The organism is Pseudomonas sp. ZL2, from assembly GCF_054788455.1.
In genome coordinates this window covers 12,120-38,633 of sequence record NZ_JBGOGX010000001.1, presented here as the reverse complement: position 1 = coordinate 38,633, position 26,514 = coordinate 12,120, and the positions used below count along the sequence as shown (strand labels likewise).

25 protein-coding genes and 2 pseudogenes are annotated in these 26,514 nt (G+C 63.8%); 10 read left to right on the top strand and 17 right to left on the bottom strand.

The window, feature by feature from the left end:
• Complete coding sequence (locus ABM562_RS00185; RefSeq protein WP_115088951.1) at positions 1-888, top strand: type II secretion system F family protein; 888 nt, start codon at positions 1-3, stop codon at positions 886-888.
• An 87-nt stretch (positions 889-975) separates the two neighbouring features.
• Here ABM562_RS00185 and ABM562_RS00180 read toward each other — a convergent pair whose 3' ends face one another.
• Both ABM562_RS00180 and ABM562_RS00175 read right to left on the bottom strand, forming a co-directional pair.
• Entirely contained in the window at positions 976-1,758 is a 783-nt protein-coding gene (locus tag ABM562_RS00180) for a response regulator transcription factor (protein ID WP_115088950.1), read from the bottom strand.
• A gap of 134 nt (positions 1,759-1,892) precedes the next feature.
• Positions 1,893-2,363, bottom strand: coding sequence for an A24 family peptidase (locus ABM562_RS00175; RefSeq protein WP_134064439.1), 471 nt, complete (start codon positions 2,361-2,363; stop codon positions 1,893-1,895).
• 75 nt (positions 2,364-2,438) lie between these two features.
• On the opposite strand from ABM562_RS00175, the gene ABM562_RS00170 reads away from it, so the two are divergent.
• Positions 2,439-2,882 carry a TadE/TadG family type IV pilus assembly protein gene (locus ABM562_RS00170; RefSeq protein WP_115088948.1) on the top strand — a complete coding sequence of 148 codons (444 nt, stop codon included), beginning with the start codon at positions 2,439-2,441 and terminating at the stop codon, positions 2,880-2,882.
• A complete protein-coding gene (locus ABM562_RS00165) occupies positions 2,879-5,578 on the top strand; it encodes a PAS domain-containing sensor histidine kinase (protein ID WP_460420417.1) in 2,700 nt (899 codons plus the stop codon). The genes ABM562_RS00170 and ABM562_RS00165 overlap by 4 nt, the downstream gene beginning before the upstream one ends.
• Here the strand turns inward: ABM562_RS00165 and ABM562_RS00160 are convergent.
• The 7 genes from ABM562_RS00160 to ABM562_RS00130 all read right to left on the bottom strand — a co-directional run bounded on the left by ABM562_RS00160 (position 5,563) and on the right by ABM562_RS00130 (position 11,947).
• A complete protein-coding gene (locus ABM562_RS00160) occupies positions 5,563-7,287 on the bottom strand; it encodes a pilus assembly protein TadG-related protein (RefSeq protein WP_460420415.1) in 1,725 nt (574 codons plus the stop codon). The two genes, ABM562_RS00165 and ABM562_RS00160, sit on opposite strands and share 16 nt — an antisense overlap.
• Positions 7,288-7,386: 99 nt before the next feature.
• Complete coding sequence (locus tag ABM562_RS00155) at positions 7,387-7,947, bottom strand: DUF4136 domain-containing protein (RefSeq protein ID WP_115088946.1); 561 nt, start codon at positions 7,945-7,947, stop codon at positions 7,387-7,389.
• Between the two features lie 19 nt (positions 7,948-7,966).
• Entirely contained in the window at positions 7,967-8,602 is a 636-nt protein-coding gene (locus ABM562_RS00150; protein WP_460420412.1) for a DUF4136 domain-containing protein, read from the bottom strand.
• Positions 8,603-8,625: 23 nt separating this feature from the next.
• A complete protein-coding gene (locus ABM562_RS00145) occupies positions 8,626-9,375 on the bottom strand; it encodes a methyltransferase domain-containing protein (RefSeq protein ID WP_115088944.1) in 750 nt (249 codons plus the stop codon).
• Complete coding sequence (locus ABM562_RS00140) at positions 9,372-9,677, bottom strand: MazG-like family protein (RefSeq protein WP_115088943.1); 306 nt, start codon at positions 9,675-9,677, stop codon at positions 9,372-9,374. Before ABM562_RS00140 ends, ABM562_RS00145 begins: the two co-directional genes overlap by 4 nt.
• Positions 9,678-9,737: 60 nt before the next feature.
• The gene (locus ABM562_RS00135; protein WP_115088942.1) at positions 9,738-10,592 is read right to left on the bottom strand and encodes a MaoC family dehydratase; all 855 of its coding nucleotides are present in this window, start codon (positions 10,590-10,592) and stop codon (positions 9,738-9,740) included.
• 2 nt (positions 10,593-10,594) lie between these two features.
• The gene (locus tag ABM562_RS00130) at positions 10,595-11,947 is read right to left on the bottom strand and encodes a 3-oxoacyl-ACP reductase (RefSeq protein ID WP_460420410.1); all 1,353 of its coding nucleotides are present in this window, start codon (positions 11,945-11,947) and stop codon (positions 10,595-10,597) included.
• Between the two features lie 117 nt (positions 11,948-12,064).
• On the opposite strand from ABM562_RS00130, the gene ABM562_RS00125 reads away from it, so the two are divergent.
• Positions 12,065-13,342, top strand: coding sequence for an acetyl-CoA C-acetyltransferase (locus ABM562_RS00125; protein ID WP_233674694.1), 1,278 nt, complete (start codon positions 12,065-12,067; stop codon positions 13,340-13,342).
• Positions 13,343-13,442: 100 nt separating this feature from the next.
• Positions 13,443-13,517: pseudogene (locus tag ABM562_RS00120) on the top strand (hypothetical protein); the annotation flags it as partial.
• A gap of 3 nt (positions 13,518-13,520) precedes the next feature.
• Here the strand turns inward: ABM562_RS00120 and ABM562_RS00115 are convergent.
• Together ABM562_RS00115 and ABM562_RS00110 are read right to left on the bottom strand one after the other, a co-directional pair.
• Positions 13,521-14,249 carry a methyl-accepting chemotaxis protein gene (locus ABM562_RS00115; protein WP_371857248.1) on the bottom strand — a complete coding sequence of 243 codons (729 nt, stop codon included), beginning with the start codon at positions 14,247-14,249 and terminating at the stop codon, positions 13,521-13,523.
• Between the two features lie 129 nt (positions 14,250-14,378).
• Positions 14,379-15,467 (bottom strand): annotated as a pseudogene (locus ABM562_RS00110) (HAMP domain-containing protein); the annotation flags it as partial.
• Positions 15,468-15,747: 280 nt separating this feature from the next.
• Here ABM562_RS00110 and ABM562_RS00105 point away from each other — a divergent pair.
• Positions 15,748-16,641: a PA4780 family RIO1-like protein kinase gene (locus ABM562_RS00105; RefSeq protein WP_115088934.1), complete on the top strand. Its 894-nt coding sequence runs from the start codon at positions 15,748-15,750 to the stop codon at positions 16,639-16,641.
• A gap of 6 nt (positions 16,642-16,647) precedes the next feature.
• Here ABM562_RS00105 and cueR read toward each other — a convergent pair whose 3' ends face one another.
• From cueR to ABM562_RS00090, 3 genes are read right to left on the bottom strand one after another with little or no spacing between them, the layout of a single operon-like run.
• On the bottom strand, positions 16,648-17,052 hold the full coding sequence (gene cueR, locus ABM562_RS00100) for a Cu(I)-responsive transcriptional regulator (protein WP_115088932.1): 405 nt from the start codon (positions 17,050-17,052) through the stop codon (positions 16,648-16,650).
• On the bottom strand, positions 17,049-19,451 hold the full coding sequence (locus ABM562_RS00095) for a heavy metal translocating P-type ATPase (RefSeq protein WP_115088930.1): 2,403 nt from the start codon (positions 19,449-19,451) through the stop codon (positions 17,049-17,051). The genes cueR and ABM562_RS00095 overlap by 4 nt, the downstream gene beginning before the upstream one ends.
• A gap of 54 nt (positions 19,452-19,505) precedes the next feature.
• On the bottom strand, positions 19,506-19,892 hold the full coding sequence (locus ABM562_RS00090) for a hypothetical protein (RefSeq protein ID WP_134064427.1): 387 nt from the start codon (positions 19,890-19,892) through the stop codon (positions 19,506-19,508).
• Positions 19,893-20,039: 147 nt separating this feature from the next.
• Between ABM562_RS00090 and ABM562_RS00085 the strand changes: the two genes are divergently transcribed.
• Both ABM562_RS00085 and ABM562_RS00080 read left to right on the top strand, forming a co-directional pair.
• On the top strand, positions 20,040-20,237 hold the full coding sequence (locus tag ABM562_RS00085; RefSeq protein ID WP_115088928.1) for a heavy-metal-associated domain-containing protein: 198 nt from the start codon (positions 20,040-20,042) through the stop codon (positions 20,235-20,237).
• Between the two features lie 114 nt (positions 20,238-20,351).
• Positions 20,352-21,533, top strand: a complete 1,182-nt coding sequence (locus ABM562_RS00080; RefSeq protein ID WP_115088927.1) for a multidrug effflux MFS transporter — start codon at positions 20,352-20,354, stop codon at positions 21,531-21,533.
• Here ABM562_RS00080 and ABM562_RS00075 read toward each other — a convergent pair.
• Together ABM562_RS00075 and ABM562_RS00070 are read right to left on the bottom strand one after the other, a co-directional pair.
• Entirely contained in the window at positions 21,517-21,681 is a 165-nt protein-coding gene (locus tag ABM562_RS00075) for a hypothetical protein (protein WP_166675732.1), read from the bottom strand. The two genes, ABM562_RS00080 and ABM562_RS00075, sit on opposite strands and share 17 nt — an antisense overlap.
• 125 nt (positions 21,682-21,806) lie before the next feature.
• Positions 21,807-22,820 carry a zinc-binding alcohol dehydrogenase family protein gene (locus tag ABM562_RS00070; protein ID WP_115088925.1) on the bottom strand — a complete coding sequence of 338 codons (1,014 nt, stop codon included), beginning with the start codon at positions 22,818-22,820 and terminating at the stop codon, positions 21,807-21,809.
• A gap of 116 nt (positions 22,821-22,936) precedes the next feature.
• On the opposite strand from ABM562_RS00070, the gene ABM562_RS00065 reads away from it, so the two are divergent.
• The gene (locus ABM562_RS00065; protein ID WP_115089509.1) at positions 22,937-23,845 is read left to right on the top strand and encodes a LysR family transcriptional regulator; all 909 of its coding nucleotides are present in this window, start codon (positions 22,937-22,939) and stop codon (positions 23,843-23,845) included.
• A gap of 537 nt (positions 23,846-24,382) precedes the next feature.
• On the top strand, positions 24,383-25,099 hold the full coding sequence (locus tag ABM562_RS00060) for an ArsR/SmtB family transcription factor (protein ID WP_134064425.1): 717 nt from the start codon (positions 24,383-24,385) through the stop codon (positions 25,097-25,099).
• A gap of 319 nt (positions 25,100-25,418) precedes the next feature.
• On the opposite strand, the gene ABM562_RS00055 is transcribed toward ABM562_RS00060, so the two are convergent.
• The gene (locus tag ABM562_RS00055) at positions 25,419-26,372 is read right to left on the bottom strand and encodes an adenosine deaminase (protein WP_115088922.1); all 954 of its coding nucleotides are present in this window, start codon (positions 26,370-26,372) and stop codon (positions 25,419-25,421) included.
• Positions 26,373-26,514 lie beyond the last annotated feature (142 nt).

Below are 26,514 nucleotides of genomic sequence, written 5' to 3'. Positions count from 1 at the left end.
ATGGCCTGGTTGCTCTGTGCCCTGATGTTCTTCGCCGCATTTGTCTTGCTGGCAGGCCAGTTGCTGCACCAGCGTCGTCGCCAGCGCCTGGTTGCTCGGCGTCTGCAGGGCCAGCTTGGCAGTGAGAACCGCTTGGGCAACTGGCTGCAACAGATCGGTAGCAGCCGGCTGGGCCAGCGTTCGCTGAATCTGGATAGTGAGACCCGTCTGCTGCTTGACCGCATGGGCTGGCGGCGGAGTCGGCAACGGGCGCTGTTTGCCGCTTGCCAGGTTGGCGTGCCGTTCCTCGCCCTGGGGTTGGGCGTAGCGCTGCAGGAGAGTCTGTACCGCGATAGCCAGTTACCGTGGCTGGTAGTGCCGTTTTGCGCCATGGGCGTGGGCTATCTGCTGCCCAAACGCCTGCTGGCGCGGGCCGCTGTGCGTCGCCAGCAACAGGTCGCCGGCGAAGTTTCGACCTTCATACCCTTGCTGAGGATTCTCTTCGAGTCGGGCCTGGCGGTGGAGCAAACCTTGCGTGTCCTGAGTCAGGAGTCGCGACAACTGTTGCCAGTGTTGAGCGAGGAGTTGCGGGCGATTCTGCTGCGGGTCGACTCCGGTTTGGCCTTGGCTGCGGAGCTTGAGAAAACCGCGCAGTTGCTCAGCGTCGACGAGTTCAGCGACACCTGCGTGATTCTCCAGCAATTGCTGACCCAGGGCGGTGGCGCAATGAAGTCGCTGTTGGCGCTCAAGCAACTGCTCGATGACCGTCGGCTGACACGCATGCAGGAACGGATTTCGAAGATGTCCGGGAAGATGTCGATGGTGATGATGGTGTTTCTGTTTCCGGCCTTGCTGATCGTGTTGGCCGGTCCCGGCCTTAGCGCCTTGGGCAGGGCATTGGGTTCATGAGCGGGAGCAAGGCACGAAGGCAGCGACGACAACCTCCTGGCGCAGGTCAACCTGGTGAGCCGCCTGCGTCTGACACCGGCGCTGCACTCAGTGCGCCGTGACACGTTGATGAAGGGGCGAGGTGCTGGGAGACAGCGCCAGCGCGAGTTGGGTGCGGTTGTGCATGTGGGTCAGGCGCAGCACCTGGGACACGTAGAGCTTGACGGTATTTTCGGTGATGCCCAGCTCGCAGGCGATCTGGTAGTTGGTCTTGCCCTTGCTGACCAGCCGCGCCACATCCAGCTGGCGCGGTGACAGCTTGTTGAACAGGGTTGGCAGGTTGTCGGGTTCCACTTCGGGGTCGACGTCGGTGGCGCGGCGGTGGGCGCCGAGCCCGCGGGCCTTGTCCAGGTCCTGGTAGAGGTCGTCGATCGAGTCGGCCAAAAACTGCAGCTTCTGGTTCAGGTCACCCAGGTGCTGGTAGCTTCTGCGTCGTTCCAGCACGGCAGCCTCCTGGCGTTGCACGCCTTCGAGCAGCTCGCTGAGGTCGACCGGTTTCTGGTAGTAGTCGGCAAAGCCTTCGCGCAGCGCCTTGATCACGTCCTGCTTGTTGGCGCGGCCGGTGAGCATGATCGCTTCGAACAGCCGCTGCGGCCCGGCAATGGCCTTGAGCGCACGCATCAGTTCCAGGCCATCGTAGTCGGGCATATGCAGATCACACACCACCAGCGCGATCTCCTGATCGGCACTGAACTGTTCGATGGCCTGGGTACTGGAGTGGCAGGGCACGCAATGGTATCCACTGCTCTGGAGAAATTCGCACAACTCTTCGACGATCAGTGGCAGGTCGTCCACCACCAGCACCTTTAATTCACTGACTGATTTGTTCACATGCAACTCCCTGCTGTTCGCCTCTATGTTCCCTCAACCAGGCTGAGCCTGGATCCATCCGGCACACACTAGAAAGTAGTCGCACTTTTGGGCTATGTACAAGGTGGGCGCATCCATTTGCACGCAGCATTCGACTAATGGATCCATACCGCAGCCAGTAAAAAACCGACCAGCAGGAACGGCGCGAAAGGCTGTTTTTTTGACGACTCTTCGCTCAGTTGCTTCAGGCGGTTCTTAACCTTCTGACTTAAAAGGGACCACAGCCAGCGACGGCCAAGCAGCCAGGCAACGACGGCTACACCGGCACCGATAAACGTGCCCAGCAGGTGCATGCGATCGGTGGCCAGGGCCAGGGCACCGAGCAATTTCACGTCGCCGGCGCCCAGGCGGCCGAGCATGTAGCCGGGGAGGGTCAGGAGCATGACGATGGCCAGCGCCCAGCCACCTTCACTGGCATCGGCGCCGATCCAGGTGTGTCCGGTAACGAACAGGTAGATCAGCGCACACGCCGCGGCGCCGAGGGTCAGGGTATTGGCGATCTGACGTTCGCGCAGATCTTGTTCAGAGCACAAGGCAAGCCACAGCAGCAGAACAATGCTTTGCATTGGCGAAAGGCCATCCCTTTGTGGTGAATGATTCTATGCTGTCTTTCAGGTGTCACTGTCAGGGTAGACGCGATCATGCAAGCAAGCCTGTGCAAGCGGCAAAAAGGTGCGGCAGCCCTCGAGTTCGTCGCGGTATTCGTGATCTTTTTCGCGGCCTTCTATGGGGTGGTCAGCTACGGCTTGCCAATGTTGATGTTGCAATCGTTCAACCAGGCCAGCAGCGAAGCGGTGCGCCGTTGCGTGGCGCTGGACCCCGCCAGCGCGACCCACAGCGCTGACGTCAACACGCTGGCCAAGCGCGTGCTCGGTGAGCAACTGGCGTGGATGCCGGCGTCGTTGAATTTCCAGGTGAACAGCGATGCCAGTGTCACGCTCACCTCCGGTAAGCTGCTGACAGTGAAGATCGATTACGCCAAAGCCAAGCTGACCTCGGTGTTGCCGGTGCTGGACCTGCCGGGGATCGGTGAAGTACCGCGCTTGCCCGCCAGCCTCAAGGCCGAAGCGAGCCTGCAGCTGTGAGTGGCGGGCATAGCCTGTTCGAGCGCTGGCGCGGGCGCGCCGCGCCAGCCGAGGAGCCAGTGCCGCAACCGGCCGATGTGCCTGCCGTGGGCCTGCAACTCTGGTTGGATGGTTCCGCCCGCGTGCTACGCCTGGCAGGCCCGCTGCGCTCGGTGCTGGCGTTGCCGACCCAGGCCGGCGTGCGTCTGCACGACTACGTGCAGCCCTACAGCCTGCTGGTGCTCGAAGGCGAGCCGCCAGACTGGCAGGGCCAACCACTGGAACTGGATTTCAAGGCGGCTGGCGGGCGTACCTTGCACACCCGCGGCTGGTTGCTGGCGCAAAGCGGTGGCTGGTTGCTGCAACTGTTCGACATTGGCGACCTGTTGCAGCACCGCCAGCAAGCCCTGGCTGCCGAGCGCCAGCAGCACCTGACCGCGCACCTGGCCTGCGCCTTGCGCGCCTGCACTATCGAGCGCCTGCAGGTGGTGGCCGAAGAGCAGCTCAACTGGCTGGTACGGCACTGGCGGGCCAGGGGCGCGCGGGTGCTGGTGCAAACGGATCAGGGCTGGCAAACCTACGCTTGCAGTGGCGACGCGTTGCACTGGCCGCGTGATGAACAGCTTGCGCCTGTGCTGGATCGTCAACTGCCCGCCAGTATGATCAGCAGCGCCACTGAGCCTGGCCTGCAGGACTTGCTGCCGGGGCTGTCGACCTATCTGCTGGCCTATGCGCAAGGGCAGGTCAATCAGGCTTGGCTGATCTGTGTCGAGCCGCAAGAGGTCCTGCAAGCGCTGGATGCATTACTGGTTGCCGCTGCTTTTGTCGAGCCGCTACTCGGTCGTCTGGCTGCGCATCAACTGGATCAGCAAAGCGAGCGCCTGGACAGCCTGCAGCTGCAACTGGGGGCTGGCTGGTGGCAGTGGCGTCTGGATGAGCCGCAGTTGCACCTGGACCCGGCGCTGGCCGAGAGCCTGGGCATTCCGCCAGCGCTGACGGTCAATCAATGGCTGAGCCGCGTGCACCCGGCAGACCGGGAAGCGACTCAGCTGGCCTTTGGCGACCTGCAACGCCAGGGCTGCGCCGTGCAACTGAACCTGCGCCTGCTCGACCACAACGCCCAGGCGCAGCCGCGCTGGTACCGGGTGTGCGGCCAGGTGCACGGCAGCGGCGGTAACCGGCGGGTGCAGGGCTTCATGCTCGACATCAGCGATATCAAGACGCAGCAGCTGCAGGCCAGCGCTGCCCAGGCGCGCCTGGAAAACCTGATCGCCAGTTCACCGGCGGTCATCTACGTCCAGCGTTACCACGAGGGGGCGTTGCTGTCGGAATTCTTCAGTGCCAGCCTGGAGCCGCTGCTCGGTTGGCAGCCCCGGGCGGACGAGCCTCTGCAACCTGGCCAGTGGTTGCATCCCGACGATCAGCCACTGTGGCTGGAGCGTACCCGCATTCTGTTACGCGAAGGCTCTAGTCGCAGTCGCTATCGCCTGCGTGACCATCAAGGGGGCTATCACTGGGTACTCGATGAAGCGCGTCTGCTGCGTGATGACCTGGGCCTGCCGGTCGAGGTGGTGGGCATCTGGCTGGATGTCAGCGAGGCGACCGCCGCTGCGGAAAAAGTGCGTCAGAGCGAGGAACGCTATCGGGTGCTGGTCGAGGACTCCCCGGCGATGATCTGTCGCTACCGGCCCGACCTGAGCCTGGTGTTCGGCAACCAGCCGCTGGCCGATTACCTGGAGTGTTCACCCGCGCAGCTGGCTGGCTTGAACCTTGGCCAATGGCTGTCCGAGGCGCAGCGCCAGGCCTTTGTCGAGCGCCTGGCCGGGCTGACGCCAGAGCAACCGGTCAGCAACGCAGAGATTTGCCTGCAATTACCGGGGCGCGAGCATGCCTGGTGGGTGTGGTCCGATCGCGGGTTGTTCGACGAGCATGGCCAGTTACAGGAAATCCAGGCGGTGGGCCGCGACAACACACAAGTCAGGCGCACCCAGCAGCAACTGCTGCAAAGCGCGAAAATGGCCACCCTCGGTGAAATGGCCACCGGGCTTGCCCACGAGATCAACCAACCGCTCAACGTGATGCGCATGGCCGTGGTCAATGCGCTCAAGCGCCTGGAAAACGGCGAGGTCCAGGTCGACTACCTGCAAGACAAGCTCAAACGCATCGATGCCCAGGTGCTGCGCGCCTCGAAGGTGGTCGACCATATGCGCGTGTTCGGTCGGCGCTCGGAAGTCGAACAGCAACTGTTCGCGCCCTGGCAGGCCGTTGAGGGGGCGTTGTCGTTGCTAGCTGACGGCTTGCGCGGCAAGGGTGTGGAGCTGCGCGTGCAGCCCCCTGAGCACGACGTGCAGGTCAGTGGTCATCAGGATCAGTTGGAGCAGGTGCTGATCAACCTGCTGGTCAACGCCCGCGATGCCCTGCTGGCCCGGCGGGAGCAGCAACGCGACCTGCAGCCGTGGATTGCCCTGGGGCTTGAGTGCGATGCGCGGCAGGTGCGGCTATGGGTCGAGGATAACGGCGGCGGCATCGAACCGCGTTTGCTCGAACGCATCTTCGAGCCGTTCTTCACCACCAAGCCGGTGGGGGTCGGCACTGGCCTTGGGCTGTCGGTGAGCTACGGCATCATTGACACCATGGGCGGCTGCCTGAGTGTCGAGAATGGTGAGCTGGGTGCGCGGTTCTGCATCGAGCTGCCACGGGCTCAGATCATCAGTTGAGCGCGACCGCTGTGGCAACTGAGGTTGGCACCAATCTCCACCTGGTTCAGGTCGATACCCAGGAGCATCAGCAGGTTGTTGATGATCGGGTCGAGCAGCGAACCGAGCAAAGTGCCAATCAAGCCTGAAACGGTGTTGAGCAACAGGCTGACCAGCGGGATCTGCGGGGTCAGCTCCAGGCCCTGCAGGGTACTGCGCACACTGGCAACGATATTCTTCGAGCTGAGCAGGTGGTTGGCCGAGTCTTGTTCGAGCTCAGGTGGCTTGAGGTAGGTGAAAGATTCGCCCTGGCTGAACAGCGGTGAGTTTGCGCCCAGGCCGATGTCGATTCCCAGCACCTTCAGCAGCACCAGCGGGCTGGCGTCGACCGGCTTGACCGATGAGAAGAAGTTGCTGCTGTTGATTGTGCCGATCAGCACTTTCACCGCTGCTGCCTCGTTGCGCACGGTCAGGCTCTTGCTGGCGGCCGAGGCGCAGTTATAGCCGGTGACATGGCTGCTGGCGCTGCCGACCGCCAAGCCCACGTCGAGGCTGGGGTTGGGCAATACCTGGATGATCCCCAGGTTGATGCCTCCGAGCAGCGGTCCCAGGTCGACCTTGATCAGGATGCGCGTCTGGGCGGTGCGAACATAGATCTGCTCGGGATCTTTTGGGTCTGCCGTGGCTTTGGCCGGATTGCCCAGGGCGGAAAACTGCGGCGGCTCGATGATTTTTACCCGGGTCGAGATATTGGCCAGGCCCAGCAGGTTGACCGGCAGGCTGACCTCGGCACCATGGGCGCTGTTGGCCAGTTGCACCATGCCCTGGACCAATTGCAGGGCTTGCAGATTTGCGTCCAGCCCGGCACTCGAGCCGCCATTCTGGATATCGAGCAAATCGCCCAGGACAATGCCCCCTGCATTCCCGGCCTGCACACCGAGCTGGTTCAGGCCGCTGACATCCACCAGCGGATTGTTCTGCGCCGCCACCGTGGCCATGACCTTCAGGGCTTCACCGACATTGAGGGTCTTGCCCAGCAGTTCGGTGTAGTTGCCTGCGCTGACCTGGGTCTTGATCGCCAGGGCATCGAGGTAGTTGAGCAGATTGACGTCGGCCTGCAACAAGCCCTGCCACTGGGCCAGGCTCAAATTGACCTGGCTGCCCAGCAATGTGCTCATCAGTGTATTGAGCAGCGCCGAACGTGACGAGTCGATGTTCAGCAAGGTACTGCGAATGTTCAGGCGGGCCAGCGGCGGACCGGGCTGGGCCGCGGTTGCCTGGGCGCTGAGGCGGGTGCTGGGGTCAAAGGTGGCGGAGGCCACCAGCGAGCGGATACCGGCGGCAATACTGGTCTCCAGGGTAATGCCGGCCGTCACCCGGACCGCATCGGCCTTGGTGGAATCGGCAGTGAACACGCGCAAGCTGCCGGCACCGGTCTGCAGGCTGCCACATTCCACCTGCAGGCTGTGATTGGCGCCTGGGGCATGGTCATTACGGGTCGCTGCCCGCACTGCCAGCGTCTGTGCGCTGGGACCTGTCGGCAGGCAAGTGCCCTTGCCATTGACGGCCTCAAGTGCCGCCATGTCGGCTACCCGCTGCAATTTGCGCTGCTCCAGGAACAACCTGCCGGTGTCAACCACCATCAGCACGAACACCAGGGCCATGCCCAGGGTCAGGGCAGCCAACAGCCCGATAGCGCCACGTTGCCGTGCTGGAAAGCGAGAAGACACGAGCACTCCTTTGCCGGCCCATGGCCGCGCGGGGCAGCAGTGCGAGAAGTGTAGTCAACATAATGGCCAGTCGCCTGCATGGCGACTGGCGGGTGAGGCTCAACGTGGCGGGTAGTTGCCCATCAGTTTGGCGACGGTGTTCTGGATCGCCGTGTTGCGTTCTTCCGGGCTTGGCGGGTAATTGTTCATGATCTGTTCGGCACTGCCGCGCCACACCAGCTTGCCATCGCGGGCATCGAACAGGTCGACCTGGATGGTTGCCACCTTGTAGTCGACGCTGCGGGTTTCGTTGTACATCGGCCCACCCCAGTAGCCGCCCCAGTAGCCACCCCAACCGCCGCCGTAGTTGGTGGTGATTTGTTGCTGACGGTTTTCGACGATCAGGTAGGCCTGGACCTTGAGGTCACCGCGGCTGTTGCCCGGGGCCGGGCGCAGGCCGCGCTGGTCGAGTTGGCCGGCCACCGCCTGGCGGATGCGTTGTTCGGTGAGGTCGCTCTTGATCCGCGGATCGTCCGGGCGGTACTGCAGCCCCGGCTCCTGCCAGACCCAGCTGCGGTAGGCGGCAAAGTCACGGCTGGCATCGAAGTCCTGGGTAACGTTGCCGCTCTGGCAGGCGCCGAGCAACAGCACTAACGAGAGTAAAGCGAGACGGCGCAACATGATGGTTCTCCGATTGCCTTTAACTGGGAGGATAGCTGGCCAGCGCCTTTTGCACCGACTCACGCAAGGCATCGGCGCGCTTGCCCTGGGAATCCTGGCTGGCGGTTTCGGCGCTGGCGCTCCATACCGGCTGGCCGTCGCGGGCGTCATACAGGTCAACGCGCACCACCATTACTTCGACCTCGTAGGTACGCACCAGCGGGACACTGCCGTAGACCCCGTAGCCGTTGTGGTAGCGGCCGTAACTGCCGTAGCCAGCGTAACCGCCATAAGGGTAGGCGTCATAGGGGTAGTAGTCTTCGCGAACCTGGCGCAGGCGCCGTTCCAGGCGCAGGTCGGCACTGACCAGCAAATCCCCGCCTTGTCCGTTGCGTGCCGGACGCAGGCCGCGCTGGTCGAGGGCATTGCTCACGGCATCGGCCAGCTGGGCGGGTTCTGCATAGGTGCTGCCAGCCGGCAACTGGCCGTCGCGCCAGGCCCAGCTGCGGTAGCGGGCATAGTCGCGCGGCGCGGCGGGGTAGGCACTGACATCGAAGGTGTTGGCCGCGTGTGCCGGCGCCGGCGGCAATGGCCGGGAACTGGCGACGTAGGGGTTGCTGCCCTGGCAGGCGGCGAGGGCCAGGCACAGCAGGCCCAGGGTCAAACGGTACGGCATGTCACCCTCCCGGCGGGCGCGGTTCAGCGCGGTCGACAGATCCAGTGCAGGTAGCGGCCCAGCCCGGCGAAAGCCGGATGACGACGATGCGCCAACTCCATCTCCAGCAGGTCGAGCAGTTCGGCCTTGGCCTGGAAGTCGCGGGGCATGTAGTCGTGGAAAACCCGTACACCACTTTCACTTTCGACCTTCCACAAGTCTTCAAGTTGCGCCTTGAGCGTGCGTGGATCAAGTGGTTTTTGCGGGGTCAGGCTCTGCTTTTCACCGGCCAGTTCATTGCTGCGCAGTTTGCGGAAATGGCCCTTGAGCAGGTTGCGGTACACCAGCGCGTCGCGGTTGTAGAACGCCAGCGACAGCCAGCCATCGGCACGGGTCAGTTGATGCAGCACCGGCAGGATGGCCTCGGGTTCGGCCAACCATTCCAGCACCGCATGGCACAGTACCAGGTCATAGGGTTCAGTCAGCTGGCCGAGCAGGTCCTGCCAGGGGGCCTGAATGAAAGTGGCCTGTTGGCCGGCTTCGGCAAAGCGTTCGCGGGCACCGTCGAGCATCGGTGCGGCGGGTTCGGCCAGGGTAACCTGATGTCCGCGTTGCGCCAGCCACAGAGACATATGGCCCAGGCCCGCGCCGATATCCAGCACCCGCAGCGGGCGCTCGGGCAGGGCTTCGGCCAGGTCGGCCTGAAGCACCGCGAGGCGGATCGCACCCTTGGCACCCCCGTAGATTTTCTCGGCGAAACGGGTGGCCAGTTCATCGAAATGACGGTCGTTCATTTGGCAAAACGCCTTTCGCTGTCGGCCAGTTTGCTTTTGACTACCTGCTCCATGTCCAGGCCCAGCTCGCTGCACAGCAGCAACAGGTAAAGGACGATATCGCCGACTTCCTGCCCGGCGTGCTCAAGTTGCTCGGGCGGCAGCTGGCGCGACTGGTCTTCAGTCAGCCACTGGAAGATTTCCACCAGTTCGGCCATCTCGACGCTGGCGGCCATGGCCAGGTTCTTTGGGCTGTGAAAGCCGCGCCAGTCGTTGTTGTCGCGGATGCGGTGCAGGCGTTGGGTCAGTTCTTGCAGGTTCATCGGGGCTCTCCTCAAGCGGCATAGCTTCAGGCGGGCGCTGTCGCAACGCAAGGGGTGCTGTCAGCTCAATGGCCGCCAGGCCCCGCGCATGTGCACCAGCTCGCCATGGCCGTCGAGTTGCAACTGGCCCTCGGCCGCCGTCGGGCTGGCATTGAGGATCACCTCGCTGGGCAGGCGCACCGGTTTAAGGAAGTCCACCTCGATCTCATATCCACTGACCGGCAGATGCCCGCGCAAGGCTGCCAGGGCCATGGCCTTGCTCCACATGCCATGGGCAATGGCGGTGGGGAAACCGAACAGCCTGGCGCTGGCGGCGCTCAGGTGGATCGGGTTGTAGTCGCCGCAGACCTTGGCGTAGCGCCGGCCGATATCGCTGTCGGCATACCAGCGGGTCAGTTCGCTCAAGGGCAGGGCTTCAGGCGCTTCGACCGCGGCCGGTTCGCCGGCCGGTTTCAAACCCCGGCAGAGCATGCGGCTGGTCTCGGACCAGAGCAGGCCAAGGCTGTCCTCGGCTTCGGTGATCAGCTCGAAGGTGCCGCCTTTCTCGTGGGGCTGCAGGTTGTCCACATGCACGCTGAAACGCAGGCGACTGATGCCGCCCAGGGGCCGCACGACGCGAATGCTGTTGTGCAGGTGCACCAGCCCCAGCAACGGGAAGGGAAAGTCCTTGGCCGTCAGCAACTGCATTTGCAGGGCGAAGGCCATGACATGCGGGAAGGTGGGCGGCAGGCGCCCGTCGTCGCTGAAGTGACAAAGTTTGCGGTAGGCCTGCAACTGCTGCGGATCGACGTTCAGGTGGCAACGCAAGCCAGTGGCGGGCAGGCTGTCGCCGCTGATCTTGCGTTTGCGCGCGGCGCGCAGGTACAGCCCGGAAAGCGCCGCAGTGTTGCCCAGCTCAATCCATTTTCGGGTCATGTTCAGGCCCCCATCACGGCTTGGCCGCAGACCCGCAGCACCTGGCCATTGACCGCGCCGCTGCCCGGCTGCACCAGCCAGGCCACCGCTTCGGCGACATCCTGGGGCAAGCCGCCCTGGCCCAGCGAACTCATGCGCCGCCCGGCCTCGCGCAGGGCGAAAGGGATGGCCGCGGTCATGCGCGTTTCGATAAACCCGGGGGCCACGGCGTTGATGCTGGCGCCGCGTTCGGCCAGCTTCGGCGCCCAGGCCTGGGCCAGGCCGATCAGCCCTGCCTTGCTGGCGGCGTAGTTGGCCTGGCCACGGTTGCCGGCGATGCCGCTGATCGAGGCCAGCAGCACGATGCGCGCGTTGTCGTGCAGGGCGCCGCTGTCGAACAGTGCCTGGGTCAGTAATTGCGGGGCCTTGAGGTTGACCGCCAGCACCGAGTCCCAGAACTCCGGGGTCATGTTGGCCAGGGTCTTGTCGCGGGTGATGCCGGCGTTGTGCACGACGATGTCGATGCCGTCGGGCAGACCTTCGAGCAACTGCGCCGGGGCGTCCGCCGCGCAGATGTCCAGGGCCAGGCTGCGCCCGCCCAAACGCGCGGCCAGGGCCTCGAGGTCGGCCTTGGCCGGTGGCACATCGAGCAGGATCACCTCGGCGCCATCGCGGGCCAGGGTTTCGGCAATCGCCGCACCGATGCCCCGGGCCGCGCCAGTGACCAGTGCCTTGCGCCCCGCCAGCGGCCGGCTCCAGTCCTGCACCGCTGTGCCGCAGGCCTCCAGGCGCAGTACCTGGCCGGAGATGAACGCGCTTTTCGGTGAAAGAAAGAAACGCAGGGCGCCTTCAAGCTGGTCCTCGGCCGCTTCGTTCACATACAGCAGTTGCAGGGTGCCGCCGGCGCGCAGCTCCTTGGCCAGGGAGCGGCTGAAGCCTTCGAGGGCACGCTGGGCAACGCGCGCCAGCGGGTCGTCGAGCTGTTCCGGGGCGCGGCCGAGGATGACGATATGAGCGCTGGACGCCAGGCTGCGCAGCAGCGGCTGAAAGAACTCGCGCAGTTGCTTGAGCTGGTCGATATCGTCCAGTTCACTGGCATCGAACACCACCGCCTTGAGCTTGGGCCCGAGCCCGGCCACCCACTCGTTGGCCTCAAGTTCAGGGCTGGCAAAGCTGTACAGCTCGTCGGTCAGGCGCTTGGCGAAGGCTTCGATGGTCTTCGCCAGAGGCCCGCCACCCAGCAGCAGCGCGCCTTCGATCGGCCGCAGACGGCCGGCTTCCCAGCGCTCCAGGCGGGCCGGGCTGGGCAGGCCGACGGCACCTACCAGGCGGCGTCCAAGGTCGGAGTTGGCGAAGTCGATATAGCGGTCGCTCATGTGCGGTTCTCCCTGAAATAGCTTCAAAGTGTGGACCATGATTGGCCATTGGTCGTTCGACCGCAGAAAAAACACCTACGCTGTAGCGGACCATTAGGGAAAAAGAGGACATCACGCATGCGCTCACTGCGCCGGGTCGCCATCATTGGCGGCAATCGCATTCCCTTCGCCCGTTCCAACGGCCCTTACGCCACCGCCAGCAACCAGGCAATGTTCACTGCCGCGCTTGAGGGCCTGATCGAACGCTACAGCCTGCATGGCTTGCGCCTGGGCGAAGTGGCGGCGGGAGCGGTGCTCAAGCATTCTCGCGACATGAACCTGACCCGCGAAAGCGTGCTCGGCTCGCGGCTGTCAGCGCAAACGCCGGCCTACGATTTGCAGCAGGCCTGTGGCACCGGGTTGGAAACGGCATTGCTGGTAGCCAACAAAATCGCCTTGGGGCAGATCGACTGCGGCATTGCCGGTGGCGTTGATACCACCTCCGATGCGCCGATCGCGGTGAGCGAAGGCTTGCGCCGGATCCTGCTCCAGGCCAACCGTGGCAAGACTACCGTCGACAAGCTCAAGGCCTTCCTCAAACTGCGCCCCGGTCACCTCAAACCCGAGTTGCCGCGCAACGGCGAGCCGCGCACCGGCCTGTCCATGGGCGAGCATTGCGAGCAGATGGCCAAGACCTGGCAGATCCCACGCCAGGAGCAGGATGAGCTGGCCCTGCGCAGCCACCAGAACATGGCCGCCGCCTTTACCGACGGCTGGCATGACGATCTGCTTACTCCCTTCCTGGGGCTGACCCGCGACAACAACCTGCGCCCGGACCTGACCCTGGAGAAACTCGCCAGCCTCAAGCCGGTGTTCGACCGCAGCGGGCAGGGCACGCTGACCGCAGGTAATTCCACGCCGTTGACCGATGGCGCCTCGGTGGTGCTGCTGGGCAGCGAAGACTGGGCCCGTGAGCGTGGCTTGCCGGTGCTGGCCTATCTGGTCGATGGCGAGACCGCCGCGGTGGATTTCGTCAAAGGTCACGAAGGGTTGTTGATGGCCCCGGCCTACGCCGTGCCGCGCTTGTTGGCGCGCAATGGCCTGACCCTGCAGGACTTCGATTACTACGAAATCCACGAGGCCTTCGCCGCGCAAGTGCTGTGCACCCTCAAGGCCTGGGAAGACCCCGAGTACTGCAAAACCCGCCTGGGCCTGGCCGCGCCACTGGGTGCAATCGACCGCAGCAAGCTCAACGTCAAGGGCAGCTCACTGGCCGCCGGGCATCCCTTCGCGGCCACCGGGGGGCGCATTCTGGCCAACATGGCCAAGTTGCTGGCCACCGCCGGCAAGGGCCGTGGCCTGGTCTCGATTTGCGCCGCTGGCGGTCAGGGCGTGACGGCGATCATCGAGCGTTGACCCGTACCGACTGGCTGGCCACCGGGGCCGGGCGGTTGGCGTAGTGCTCGGCCATGATCGAGCAGACGATCAGTTGGAACGGGTGGTCGATGGCTGCGCTTACGACGCCTCTTCGGCCTACATCGCTGCCTTCAAGGGCCTGTTCGGCTTCACCCCGGGCGAGCTGCGCCTGTAGCCGTCAGGTACGGAAGCGCCGTACCAGCGCATCCAGTTCATTGGACAAACCGGCCAGGCTCTGCGAGTCCTGCCGCGCCGAGTTGGCCAGCTCGGCCACCAGCTGCGCATCGCCGTGGATCTGGCTGATATGGCGGTTGATGTCTTCGGCCACCTGGTGCTGTTCTTCGGCGGCGGTGGCGATCTGGGTGTTCATGTCGCGGATGATGTCCACCGACTCGCGAATTTGCCCGAAACTGCTGCGCGCCAGGCCGATGCGGCTGACCGACTGTTGCGACACTTCCAGGCTCGCGTGCATCTGCTGGGCCACTTCACTGGTGCGGTTGGCCAGGTTGCCGAGCAGGTTGTCGATCTCGGCCGTTGAGTCGGCGGTGCGCTTGGCCAGGGCCCGCACCTCGTCGGCGACCACGGCAAAACCACGGCCCTGCTCACCGGCGCGGGCGGCTTCGATGGCCGCATTGAGGGCCAGCAGGTTGGTCTGCTCGGCAATCGAGCGGATGGTGCCGAGGATCGACTGGATCGCATTGCTATCGCGTTCGAGTTGCTGCATCGACTGCGCCGACTGTTCGATCTCCTGGCTCAGGCGATCGACGCTCTGCACTGCCGCATCGATCTGCTGCTGGCCTTCGCGGGCCTGTTGCTGGCCACTGTCGGCCGAGTCGGCGGCCTGGCTGCAGGAGCGCGCGACTTCGTTGGCGGTGGCGACCATTTCGTGAAAGGCGGTCGACACCATGTCCACCGCTTCACGCTGGCGCCCGGCGGCTTCGGCCATGTCATTGGAGACCTGGGTCGAGCTGCTGGAGGTGGCGAGGATCTTGTTCGCCGCCTGGCCGATGCTCTGGATCAGGTTGCGGATCGCCGCGAGGAACTGGTTGAACCAGCTGGCCAGTTGCGCGGTTTCGTCACGTCCGCGTACTTCCAGGCTGCGGGTCAGGTCGCCTTCACCCTGAGCGATGCCTTCCAGGCCGCTGGTAACGCTGTGGATCGGGCGCACGATGAGCTTGGCAAAGGTGGCACCGACCAGGGCAAATACCGCCGCCAGCACGATGGCGAGGGCGGCGACCAGCCAGGTCAGCTGGGTGGCAGTGTGCATCACTTCGTCATGACGGATCAGGCCGATGAAGTTCCAGCCCAGTTGCTCCGAGGGCCAGACGTTGGCCATGTAGCGTTCGCCATCCAGCTCGACCTCGACCAGGCCCTTGCCGGCCTTGGCCAGTTGCGCATAGCCCTCGCCGAGGCTGCCCAGCGGCTTGAAGTTGTGCGCCGGATCGCGCGGGTCGACCAGCACGCTGCCGTTGTCTTCAAGCAGCATCAGGTAGCCGCTTTCGCCGAGCTTGATCTGCTTGACGATCTCGGTCAGCTGCTTGAGCGACACGTCGATGTTGACCACGCCACCGGGGTTGCCGAGCTGGTTGGGCACGGCGCGCACGGTGCTGACCAGCACCGCGTCATCGCCCGCCCAGTAATAGGCGTCGGTGCGCAGGGTCTTGCCCGGGTTGGCCATGGCCGCCTGGTACCAGGGGCGTTGGCGCGGGTCGTAGTTGGCCATTTTCGCGTCGCCCGGCCAGAAGGCGTAACCGCCGTCGCTCAGGCCGTAGGACACGTAGGAGTAAGCGGGATGGCTGGCGGCGAGGCTGGCGAAGAAGTCGTAGAGTTTCTTGTCCTGTTCGCCCAGGGCAATTTGTGGAGCATCTGCGCCCAGGTACTTTTTCACGTCGTTGCCGGTAGCGCTGACCAGCGGCTGGGCGGCCAGGTAGTCGACGTTCTGGCTGATGCCTTCGAAGAACAGTTGCATGGCGTTGGCCACCTGGCGGATCTCGCGGCTGCTGCCGTCGACGAAGCCTTCGCGGGCTTCACTGCGCAGGTTGAGGACCACCAGGGTGGCGACCAGGATCACCGGCAAACCGGCGATCACGGCGAAGGCCCAGGTCAGTTTTTGTTTTATGTTCATCCGCGCTCCAGTATTTTTCTTGTAAACGTACGAGGCTGCTGCAGACTACATCGGCCATGGGCGCTGGAAATAAAGTGTTACTTGCGTAATTAACCCCGTATTTATTGGTGTTTGGCGATTTTTGTGACCGATTGGTCGCGCTCGGGCAGAAAAAGAATGGCAAGTCAGGCAGATTGCCGTTACAACGCAGTGCGGTCTTGATTCAGCGACAAGCAGGTTCCAAGACCTGTGACCTATAACAATCACGTGTTTGGCCAGACAGGACCCCCGACAGAAACCGATGAAGACTCCAAAACGCATTGAACCGCTGGTTGAAGATGGACTGGTCGACGAAGTACTGCGACCGCTGATGAGTGGCAAGGAGGCTGCGGTGTATGTGGTCCGCTGCGGTCGGGAGCTACGGTGCGCCAAGGTCTATAAAGAAGCCAACAAGCGCAGTTTCCGCCAGGCCGCCGAGTACCAGGAAGGCCGCAAGGTGCGCAACAGCCGCCAGGCCCGGGCCATGGCCAAGGGCTCAAAGTTCGGCCGCAAGGAGGCCGAAGACGCCTGGCAGAACGCCGAAGTGGCGGCGCTGTTTCGCCTGGCCAATGCCGGTGTGCGGGTGCCCAAGCCTTATGATTTTCTCGATGGCGTGCTGCTCATGGAGCTGGTGGCCGACGAGCACGGTGATGCTGCGCCGCGTCTGAACGACGTGCACCTGGAGCCTGAGCAGGCCCGGGACTACCACGCCTTCGTGATTCGCCAGATCGTGCTGATGCTCTGCACCGGCCTGGTCCATGGCGACCTCTCGGAGTTCAACGTGCTGCTCGGGCCTGACGGGCCGGTGATCATCGACCTGCCGCAAGCGGTGGACGCCGCCGGCAACAACCACGCGTTCAGCATGCTCGAACGCGATGTCGGCAACATGGCCGCGTACTTCGGGCGCTTTGCCCCGGAGCTCAAGCAGACCCGCTACGCCCGCGAGATGTGGGCCTTGTACCAGGCCGGCGATTTGCTCCCGGAAAGCCCGCTGACCGGTGTGTTCGCCGACGACGAGCACAGCGCCGATGTTGACGGGGTGATGCGCGAAATCGACGCGGCGCGCATCGATGACGCCCGCCGGCGCGCGGCCAGGGCCGACGCCGAACGGGGGGCGGTCAAGGACGAAGAACCGGCGCCGCCCTGGCTTCAGTAAGCGCCGTTACTGACAGCAACTGCCGCCGGCTGCCAGGTCCTTGAGGATCGGGCAGTCCGGACGGTCGTCGCCCTGGCAGTGGGCAACCAGCTCGCTCAAGGTGTCACGCAAGCTCACCAACTCTTCGATGCGCCGGTTGAGGTCGTCAATGTGCTGGCTGGCCAGGGCCTTGACGTCGGCACTGGCGCGCTGACGGTCCTGCCACAGGGTCAGCAGGCGGGCGACTTCTTCCAGGGAAAACCCCAGGTCCCGCGAGCGCTTGATGAAGGCCAGCTGGTGCAGGTCTTCCTGCTGGTACAGGCGATAGCCGCTGTCGCTGCGCAGGGCCGGCTTGAGCAGGCCGATCGACTCGTAGTAGCGGATCATCTTTGCGCTCAAGCCTGAGCGGCGGGCGGCTTGGCCGATATTCATTGGGCATCGTCCTCAGGCGGGGTGGCGGGTTTCCAGGTTTTCAGCAACAACGCGTTGCTGACCACACTGACGCTCGACAGGGCCATGGCTGCGCCGGCCAGCACCGGGTTGAGCATGCCGAAGGCGGCCAGGGGAATACCGATCAGGTTGTAGATAAACGCCCAGAACAGGTTCTGGCGGATCTTGGCGTAGGTCTTGCGGCTGATCTCCAGGGCTGCCGGCACCAGGCGCGGATCGCCGCGCATCAGGGTGATCCCCGCCGCCTGCATGGCCACGTCGGTGCCGCCGCCCATGGCGATGCCGATGTCCGCAGCGGCCAGCGCCGGGGCATCGTTGATGCCGTCACCGACCATGGCCACCACGCCGGACTGCTTGAGCACGGCGACGGTTGCGGCCTTGTCGGCAGGCAGCACTTCGGCGTGCACGTCAGTGATGCCCAGAGCTTCGGCCACCACCTTGGCGCTGCCGCGGTTGTCGCCGGTCAGCAGGTGGCTGCTGATGCCTTGCCCGGCCAGTTGCCGCACTGCTTGCCCGGCACCGGTCTTGAGGCTGTCACCGAAGGCGAACAGGCCCAGCACCCGCGCCTGCGGGCTGCGCTCGATCAACCACGACAGGGTACGGCCTTCGGCTTCCCAGGCCTGGGCGCTGCTGGCCAGCTCGCCCGCTTGCAGGCCACTTTCATCCAGCAGGCGCCGGTTGCCCAGGGCCAGCTCGCGGCCATCGAGGCTGCCGGCGATACCGCGGCCGGTCAGCGACTGGCTGTTGTTGATGTCGGCCACCGCCAGGCCCTGTTCTTCACAGGCATCCAGCACCGCCTTGGCCAGCGGGTGCTCGCTGCCGCGCTGCAGGGCGCCGGCCAGTTGCAGCAACTGCGCCTGGTCACCCACTACCGCACGGCTGTGGACAATGCGCGGGCTGCCGGAGGTCAGGGTACCGGTCTTGTCGAACACCACACGGTTGACCGCATGGGCGCGCTCCAGGGCTTCGGCGTCCTTGATCAGGATGCCGTGGCGGGCGGCGACGCCGGTGCCGGCCATGATCGCTGTCGGTGTGGCCAGGCCCAGGGCGCACGGGCAGGCGATCACCAGCACGGCTACGGCGTTGATCAGTGCGTATTCCATTGGCGCGCCGGTGAGCAGCCAGCCGACCAGGGTCAGCAGCGCCAGCACCAGTACGGCCGGGACGAACACCTGACTGACCCGGTCAACCAGTTTCTGGATCGGCGCCTTGGCGGCCTGGGCGTCTTCGACCAGGCGGATGATCCGTGCCAGCACGGTTTCCGTGCCCAGCGCCAGGGTGCGTACCAACAGACGGCCTTCACCGTTGATCGCGCCGCCGGTGACCTTGTCGCCAGGCTGTTTCGGCACCGGCAGGCTTTCGCCGCTGATCAAGGCTTCGTCGGCGTGGCTCTGGCCTTCGATCACTTCACCGTCAACCGGGAAGCGCTCGCCAGGCTTGACCAGCACCAGGTCATGCAGGCGCAGTTCGCTGATGGCGACATCGCGCTCCTGGCCGTCGACCAGCAACAGCGCGCGTTCCGGGCGCAAGGCCTCCAGCGCCCGGATGGCACTGGCGGTCTGGCGTTTGGCACGGCTTTCCAGGTATTTGCCGAGCAGGATCAGGGCAATCACCACGGCCGAGGCTTCGAAGTACAGGTGCGGCATGATGCCGTCCGTGGCCGTGGCCCATTCGTAGAGACTCAGGCCGTAGCCGGCGCTGGTGCCGATGGCCACCAGCAGGTCCATGTTGCCGGCGCCGGCGCGCACGGCTTTCCACGCAGCGACATAAAAACGCGCACCGAGAATGAACTGCACCGGGGTGGCCAGGACAAACTGCGCCCAGGCCGGCAGCATCCAGTGGATGCCAAAGGGTTGCAGCAGCATCGGCAGCACCAGCGGCAAGGCCAGCAGCACCGCCAGGGCCACCGACCAGCGCTCCTTGCGCAGGCGGCGTTCGGCATCGGCCTGGTTGACTTTGGCACTTTGCGGCAGGCTTGCCGAGTAGCCGGCATGACTGACGGCATCGATCAGCACGCTGCTGTCGACCTGGCCAAACAGCTGCAAGTGCGCGCGTTCGTTGGCCAGGTTGACGGTTACCTGCTGCACGCCCGGAACCTTGGCCAGGGCGCGTTCGACGCGCCCGGCGCAGGAGGCGCAGGTCATGCCGCCGATCTGCAGCTCGAGGGTCTGGGATGGCACGCTGTAGCCGGCTTGCTCAACGGCTTCGACCAGCGCTGGCAGGCTGTCGGCCGGGGCCTGGACCCGGGCCTGTTCGGTGGCCAGGTTGACACTGACCTGTTCGGCACCAACGACCTTGCGCAGGGCGCGCTCGACCCGGCCAGCACAGCTGGCGCAGGTCATGCCGGCAATCGGCAGGTCGAACGTGGTAGATGCGGACATGGGGCACTCCTCCTTGGACAGGCCTCAAGCATCAACCTTGCCATGCGGGGAAGGTCAATAGCCCAGGCCGGCCCTGATCAGCTTGAGGCCATTCTGATCCACGGCAATGCGGTATTTATTGATCTCGCCGGCCCTCAATGTCAGTTGCTGGCTGCGCTGGTTCTCCAGGCCGTTCTGGCAGCCCGGCATCTGTGCCGGCAACAGGCGCAGACGCACCGCGACCTGGCCCGGCGGCAGGTTGAACGAGGTCGACTGCTCCTGAAACAGCCGCGCCGAAAGCTGGTCATCCAGGTACACGCCGATCTCGCACGAGGTCGCCACTTCCAGGCGCTCGCGAGAAATGGTCAATATGCTGTAATCGGCATTGCCCTCGGCGCTGGCCTGGGGGACCAGGCTCAATACTCCCAGCAGGCCGAATAGGCCCAAAGCTGCCCTGCGCATGAATTCAAACTCCTGCAAACCAATCGTCAGGCATGCAGCTTGGCGGAGCGGCGCGCTGATTTCCAGCCCGGCAGGCAATCAACGAACTTGACCTTGCCCCGATGGCAAGCTTGAAACTGCGTTCAAACCCCACAGGAGGCTGTTGCAATGCAAGTATTCACTGTTCAAGGAATGACCTGCGGCCATTGCGTCAAGGCTGTCACTCGCGCGGTTCGGGCCCAGGATGAGGAGGCCGTGGTCGAGGTCGATCTGGCTCACAAGCAGGTAAAAGTGCAGAGTGAATTGTCGGCAGAAGATATTCTCACGGCGATTCGCGACGAGGGTTACGCGGCCGAAGCCGTCTGACCGCTGACGCTTGCGCGGTGGATAAAAGATTCATCGCGCAGGCGTAAGTCTGTCAGCGAAACCCCGGCAGGACGGTTAGACTAGCGGACTTGCTTAGCCTGCTATGGATTTCCGATGAACCTGCGAACCATCCTGATTCTCGGCGCCTTGAGTGCGTTCGGGCCCCTGGCGATCGACTTCTACCTGCCCGGTTTCCCGGCCATGGCACTGGCCTTCGGCACCGACGAGAAGCACATCCAGACCACCCTCGCGGCGTACTTTCTCGGCCTGTCGCTTGGCCAGCTGGCCTATGGGCCGGTGGCCGACCGCTTTGGCCGGCGCATACCGCTGTTGGTCGGGGTGACGCTGTTCACTGTGGCGTCACTGGCCTGCGCTTTCGCCCCGACCCTCGATGCGCTGATTCTGGCGCGCTTCGTCCAGGCCCTCGGTGGCTGTGCCGGGATGGTGCTGTCGCGGGCGATCGTCAGCGACAAGTGCGATGCCGTGGGGTCGGCCAAGGTTTTCTCGCAACTGATGCTGGTCATGGGCCTGGCGCCGATCCTCGCACCGATGCTCGGTGGTGTGATGGTCAATCTGTATGGCTGGCAGTCGATCTTCATTGCCCTGACCCTGTTCAGTGCCCTGTGCACCCTGGCCGTGGCCCTGGGCCTGCCTGAAAGCCTGCCGGCCAATCAGCCGCGCCCGCCTTTGTCAGGCTCCCTGCGCCAATACGGTCGGCTGTTCAAGGACCGGATCTTTCTCGGCCACGCCTTGACCGGCGGCATCGCCATTGCCGGGATGTTCGCCTACATCGCCGGTTCACCGTTCGTGTTCATCAAGCTCTATGGGGTGCCAGCCGAGCACTATGGCTGGCTGTTCGGCAGTAACGCGGCGGGGTTCATTCTGGTGGCGCAGGTCAATGCGCGGCTGCTGGCCAAGCGTGGCCCGGCCTTTTTGCTGGCGCGTGCAGTGTGGGTTTACCTGGCGGCAGGACTGACCCTGCTCGGGATCAGCGCCTTGCACCCGGCGGCGCTGTGGCCATTGCTGATTCCGCTGTTCATCTGTATCGCCAGCCTCGGTTGCATCATCCCCAATGCCTCGGCCTGCGCCATGAGCGGGCAGGGTGCCCGGGCCGGCAGCGCTTCAGCGCTGCTGGGTTGCCTGCAGTTCAGTGTGGCTGCCGGTGCCGCGGCGCTGGTGGGGGTGCTGCATGACGGCACGGCGGTGCCGATGTCCATGGTCATCAGCCTGTGCGGCCTGGCGGTGGTGAGCGTGGCGATGCTGACCCGGCGGCTGAGCCTCAGCCGTTGCGTTTGAGCGGGTGCGGCGCCTGTAGCCGGGCTTGCAGGGTGTTGACGAAGGCACGGGCCTCAGCCTCGCTGCGAAAGCTCACCACATGCTGGTCGAGCTGAACCTGCCATGGGCAGCCGGGCTTTTTTACTGATGCACTGACCTGGATATTCATATCTGCATACCTGAGGTTGGCGTTGGCTGATGCATTGTAGCGCCGGCCACGGGCAGCGGAATGACCTGGGTCAGTTGTCGGACTGACGGTCACGCCCACCCCGCAAGCGAGGTGGGCGCGTCATTTCAGAAGCCTTCCAGGACGATCTTGCCCTTGGCCGCTCCGCTTTCCAGCAGGGCATGGGCGCGGCGCAGGTTGGCGGCGTTGATGGTGCCGAAGTGCTCGCCCACGGTGGTCTTGAGCGTGCCGTTGTCGATCAGTTCGGCAACCCGGTTCAGCAGTTTGTGCTGCTCGATGATGTCGGCGGTTTCGAACAGCGAGCGTGTGTACATGAACTCCCAGTGCAGCGACAGGCTCTTGCGCTTGAGCTTGGTGACGTCCAGCTGCTTGGGGTCATCGATCAGCGCCAGTTTGCCTTGCGGCGCCAGGGCTTCGACCAGTTGATCGAGGTGCTGGTCGGTCTGGGTCAGGCTGGCCACGTGAGTCACCTGGTCGATGCCCTGGGCCTTGAGTGCGGCGGCCAACGGCTGGCGGTGATCGACCACCTGATCGGCACCCAGTTCACGTACCCAGTCCTGGGTTTGTGGGCGCGAGGCGCTGCCAATCACCGTGAGGCCGGTCAGCTTGCTCGCCAGTTGAGTGAGGATCGAGCCGACCCCACCGGCCGCGCCAACGATCAGCAGGCTCTGGCCGAGGTCTTGCTCGCCTTCGGCGATCTGCAAACGCTCGAACAGCAGCTCCCAGGCGGTGATGGCGGTCAACGGCAGTGCCGCCGCTTCGGCAAAGCCCAGGGTTTTCGGCATGTGCCCGACGATCCGCTCATCCACTACGTGCAGTTCACTGTTGCCGCCAGCGCGGGCGATGGAGCCTGCGTAGTAAACCTGGTCGCCCGGCTGGAACAGGCTGACCTCGCCGCCCACCGCCTTGACCACACCGGCCACATCCCAGCCCAGCACCTTGGCGGCGCCACCTTCAGGCTGCACGTTCTGGCGAACCTTGGTGTCGACCGGGTTCACCGAGATTGCCCGTACCTCCACCAGCAGGTCGCGTGGGCCTGGCTCGGGGGCTGGCAGTTCGATGTCGTGCAGGGCTGCCGCGTCGGTGATGGGCAGGGAGTGATAATAGGCAACGGCTTTCATGGAGAGTCCTCGGCGGGTCGTCAATGAGGGCCATGATTGGTGCTTTCACTTGCAGTTAAAAGCCGTTAAAACTACAGAATCTTTCAATAAAATTTTGATAATGGCGGGTGAATCAGGTGCGTATCGACGACCTGCAACTGTTCGTACGGGCCGCTGAGCTGGGCAGCCTGTCTGCCGCCGCCCGCCTGCTTGATCTATCGCCGGCGGTAGCCAGCGCATCGCTCAAACGTCTGGAGCAGCAACTGGGTGTGCGCCTGCTGGCGCGCTCGACCCGCAACCTGCGCCTGACTGCCGAGGGCGAGGGTTTCTTGCAGCACGCCCGTTCCGCCCTGGCGAGCCTCGAGGAGGGGCGGCGGATCCTGGCCCATGGTCAGGATCAGGTCAGCGGTACCTTGCTGTTGTCGGCACCGTCCGATTTCGGCCGTAATGTGCTGCTGCCCTGGCTCGATGAACTGCAGTACGAACACCCGCAACTGAATGTGCGCCTGCTGCTGGGCGACCGCAACGCCGACCTGTTTCGCCAGGCGGCCGACATCGCCCTGCGCTACGGCGCGCCGGAAGACTCGAGCCTGGTGGCCTTGCCGCTGTGCCCGGAGAACCGCCGGGTGCTGTGTGCCTCACCCGCCTATCTGGCCCGCCACGGTGCGCCGGCCGAAGTGGCACAACTGGCCCAGCACAATTGCCTGCTGTATCAGCTTGGCAGCCGCGTGCATGACCACTGGCGCTTTGGCGAGGGCGCCAGTGAGGTGGGTGTGAGCGTGAGCGGCGATCGCTTCTGTGACGATGCCGATGTGGTCCGGCGCTGGGCATTGGCGGGTGCCGGTATCGCTTACAAGTCCTGGCTGGATGTGGCCAACGATGTGCAGGCCGGACGCCTCAAGTTGCTAATGCCGCAACTGCGCGGTGAAGCGGCCCCGCTGAACCTGATGTGCACCCATCGGGCGCAGTTGGGCAAGCCCGTGCAGTTGTTGCGAAATATGCTTCGAGTGCGTTGTCAGGCAATGCTCGAGAAACTGCTGGGTTGAACTGCCCAAGACATTGCTATTACGTGTTACTCCTACATGGTATGCATGTAGTTCTTGTGGGTTGCAGTAAAATTTGTTGTAGGTTTTATCGGGTGGTTTGAACTTGATAATAATCCGTCAATTGCTAGCAACATATGTAACATGGGGGCTTGGGTATACATGTCCAAACGTATCTTCAATCTTGCGCCAGGCCGCCGTTGCTGAGGTTGCCAATACCTTGGGAATTGACCGGATTTCCTTGGCGCTACGCGGCTTATAATGGATCCAGCAGTCATTTCCAGCGAGAGATACTTCCATGTCCAGGCCGGCAAGTATTGCCTCTTACTCAGACATTGCCTGGCCCTGGCCCGGGCTGACTGCCGGTGAGGTGCTTGACCGCAAGTAGCCTGAATAACTTTTGTATGTTCGTGTTTCAGGAGGAACACGATGACTAGATAACTTCCGCTTCCTGCCTTTCTGGCATCGGAACCTCGCAGTAAATGCTGCCGACATGGTTAATCAATCGATATCAGACGTGATCTCGCAGGGAGTTGAGATATGAAACCAGTAACGAGTATCAGCCAGATCGCCAGCTTGTTGGCCGACCCGAAACGCAGTGCAATGTTATGGGCCCTGATCGATGGCATGGCGCGACCTTCCGATGAGCTCGCCAGTTTGGCTGGGCTGACGCCTTCTTCGGCCTGTGCTCACCTGGCCAGGTTGTCGGCCAGCGGCTTGCTGAAGCTGGAGCCACGTGGGCGCAAGCGTTATTTCAGGCTGGCCGCGCCAGAGGTCGGGGCGGCTGTCGAAGCGCTGGCCAGTGTCCAGGTGAAAACCCCTGAAGACAGCGGCGAGCGGGAGGTGGGGGGTATCCCGCTGTCCATGCGCCGGGCAAGAGTGTGTGGCGATCACCTGGGCGGCGAACTGGCGGCGGATTTGTACCAGCGCTTTTTCGATGCCGGCTGGCTGGAAGGCAGCGAGCGGGACATCGAAGTAACCCAGCACGGCCGTACCCAGTTTGCCGCTTACGGGATTTTCATCGAGGCCTTGGCCCAGCATCAACGTCGAAGTTTCAGCAGTTGCCGTTGCTGCAGCGAATGGAGCGACCATCGCCCGCATCTGGGCGGAGCGCTGGGCAGCAGCTTGCTCAAGTTGTTCCTGCAGTCTGGCTGGATTCGCGAGAGTGAAACCTCGCGCATGCTGCAAATCAGTGCAAGCGGCTTGTCACATATCAACCGCATGGCCCAGCTTCAGGTGTTGAAGACGGCAGGCTGAACCGGAGGCGGCTGCGTAGCGGGCGTCGTTGTGGTGTCTGGCAAGGTCGTTGCTGACAATTCGCCCGAAGGCAGATGCCGTGACACTCGGAGTTGGCACAACTCCCGGCGTCTGGAGTGCTTGCCGATCAGTGGTTATCACCGACTGATTTTAATCATCATTGCCCTGCGGTGTTCGGCATCGAGACGCGGGGCAAGACTCTGGAGGAGTTGAGCGAGATTGAGGATTAACCTGTAGGAGCGGGCTTGCCCCGCGATCAAGAGTGCTGGCTGCACTGGCCTCATCGCGGGGCAAGCCCGCTCCTACAGGTCCAGCACTGTCAGGGTTTGACCAGCCGTGCATCCAGGCTGTTCTGCGCCAGGCGCCGCGCCTGGTCCTGGGTCATGCCCAGGTGCTCATGCAGGGCCTGGAAGTTTTCGGTGACATAACCACCGAAGTACGCCGGGTCATCGGAGTTGACCGTGACCTTCACGCCACGCTCGAGCATGTCGAGGATGTTGTGCTGGCTCATGTGATCGAACACGCACAGCTTGGTGTTGGACAGCGGGCAGACGGTCAGTGGGATCTGCTCGTCGATGATCCGCTGCATCAGGCGCTCGTCTTCGATAGCGCGCACGCCGTGGTCGATACGCTGGATCTTCAGCAGGTCGATGGCTTCCCAGATGTATTCGGGCGGGCCTTCTTCGCCAGCATGGGCGACGGTCAGGAAGCCTTCGCTGCGGGCGCGGTCGAACACCCGTTGGAACTTGCTCGGTGGATGGCCCATTTCCGAGCTGTCGAGGCCGACGGCGATGAAGGCATCACGAAACGGCATGGCCTGGTCGAGGGTCTTGTGTGCTTCCTCTTCACTGAGGTGGCGCAGGAAGCTGAGAATCAGGCCGCTGCTGATGCCCAGTTGCTGCTGGCCATCCTTGAGTGCCGCTCTGATGCCATTGACCACAACCTCGAAAGGGATGCCGCGATCGGTGTGGGTCTGCGGGTCGAAGAACGGCTCGGTGTGAATCACGTTCTGCGCCTTGCAGCGCTGCAGGTACGCCCAGGTCAGGTCGTAGAAATCCTGCTCGGTGCGCAGGACATCGGCGCCCTGGTAGTAGAGGTCGAGAAACTCCTGCAGGTTGTTGAACGCGTAGGCGCTGCGCAGGGCCTCGACGTCGTTCCAGGGCAGGGCGATCTTGTTGCGCTCGGCCAGGGCGAACAGCAACTCGGGCTCCAGCGATCCTTCCAGGTGCAGGTGCAATTCTGCCTTGGGCAGAGCGTTAAGCCAGTCGTACATAGTGGTGGAGTCTCATCAGGTGCGGTTGCCGCCATTCTACAGAGGTTGCGCTGTCTACGCGGGGAAAGCTGACCAGGCGGTTCCTGCGGTTAACCTTCAACGATGGCGAAACCAACGGGATCGAGGGCATGACCCTCTTCGT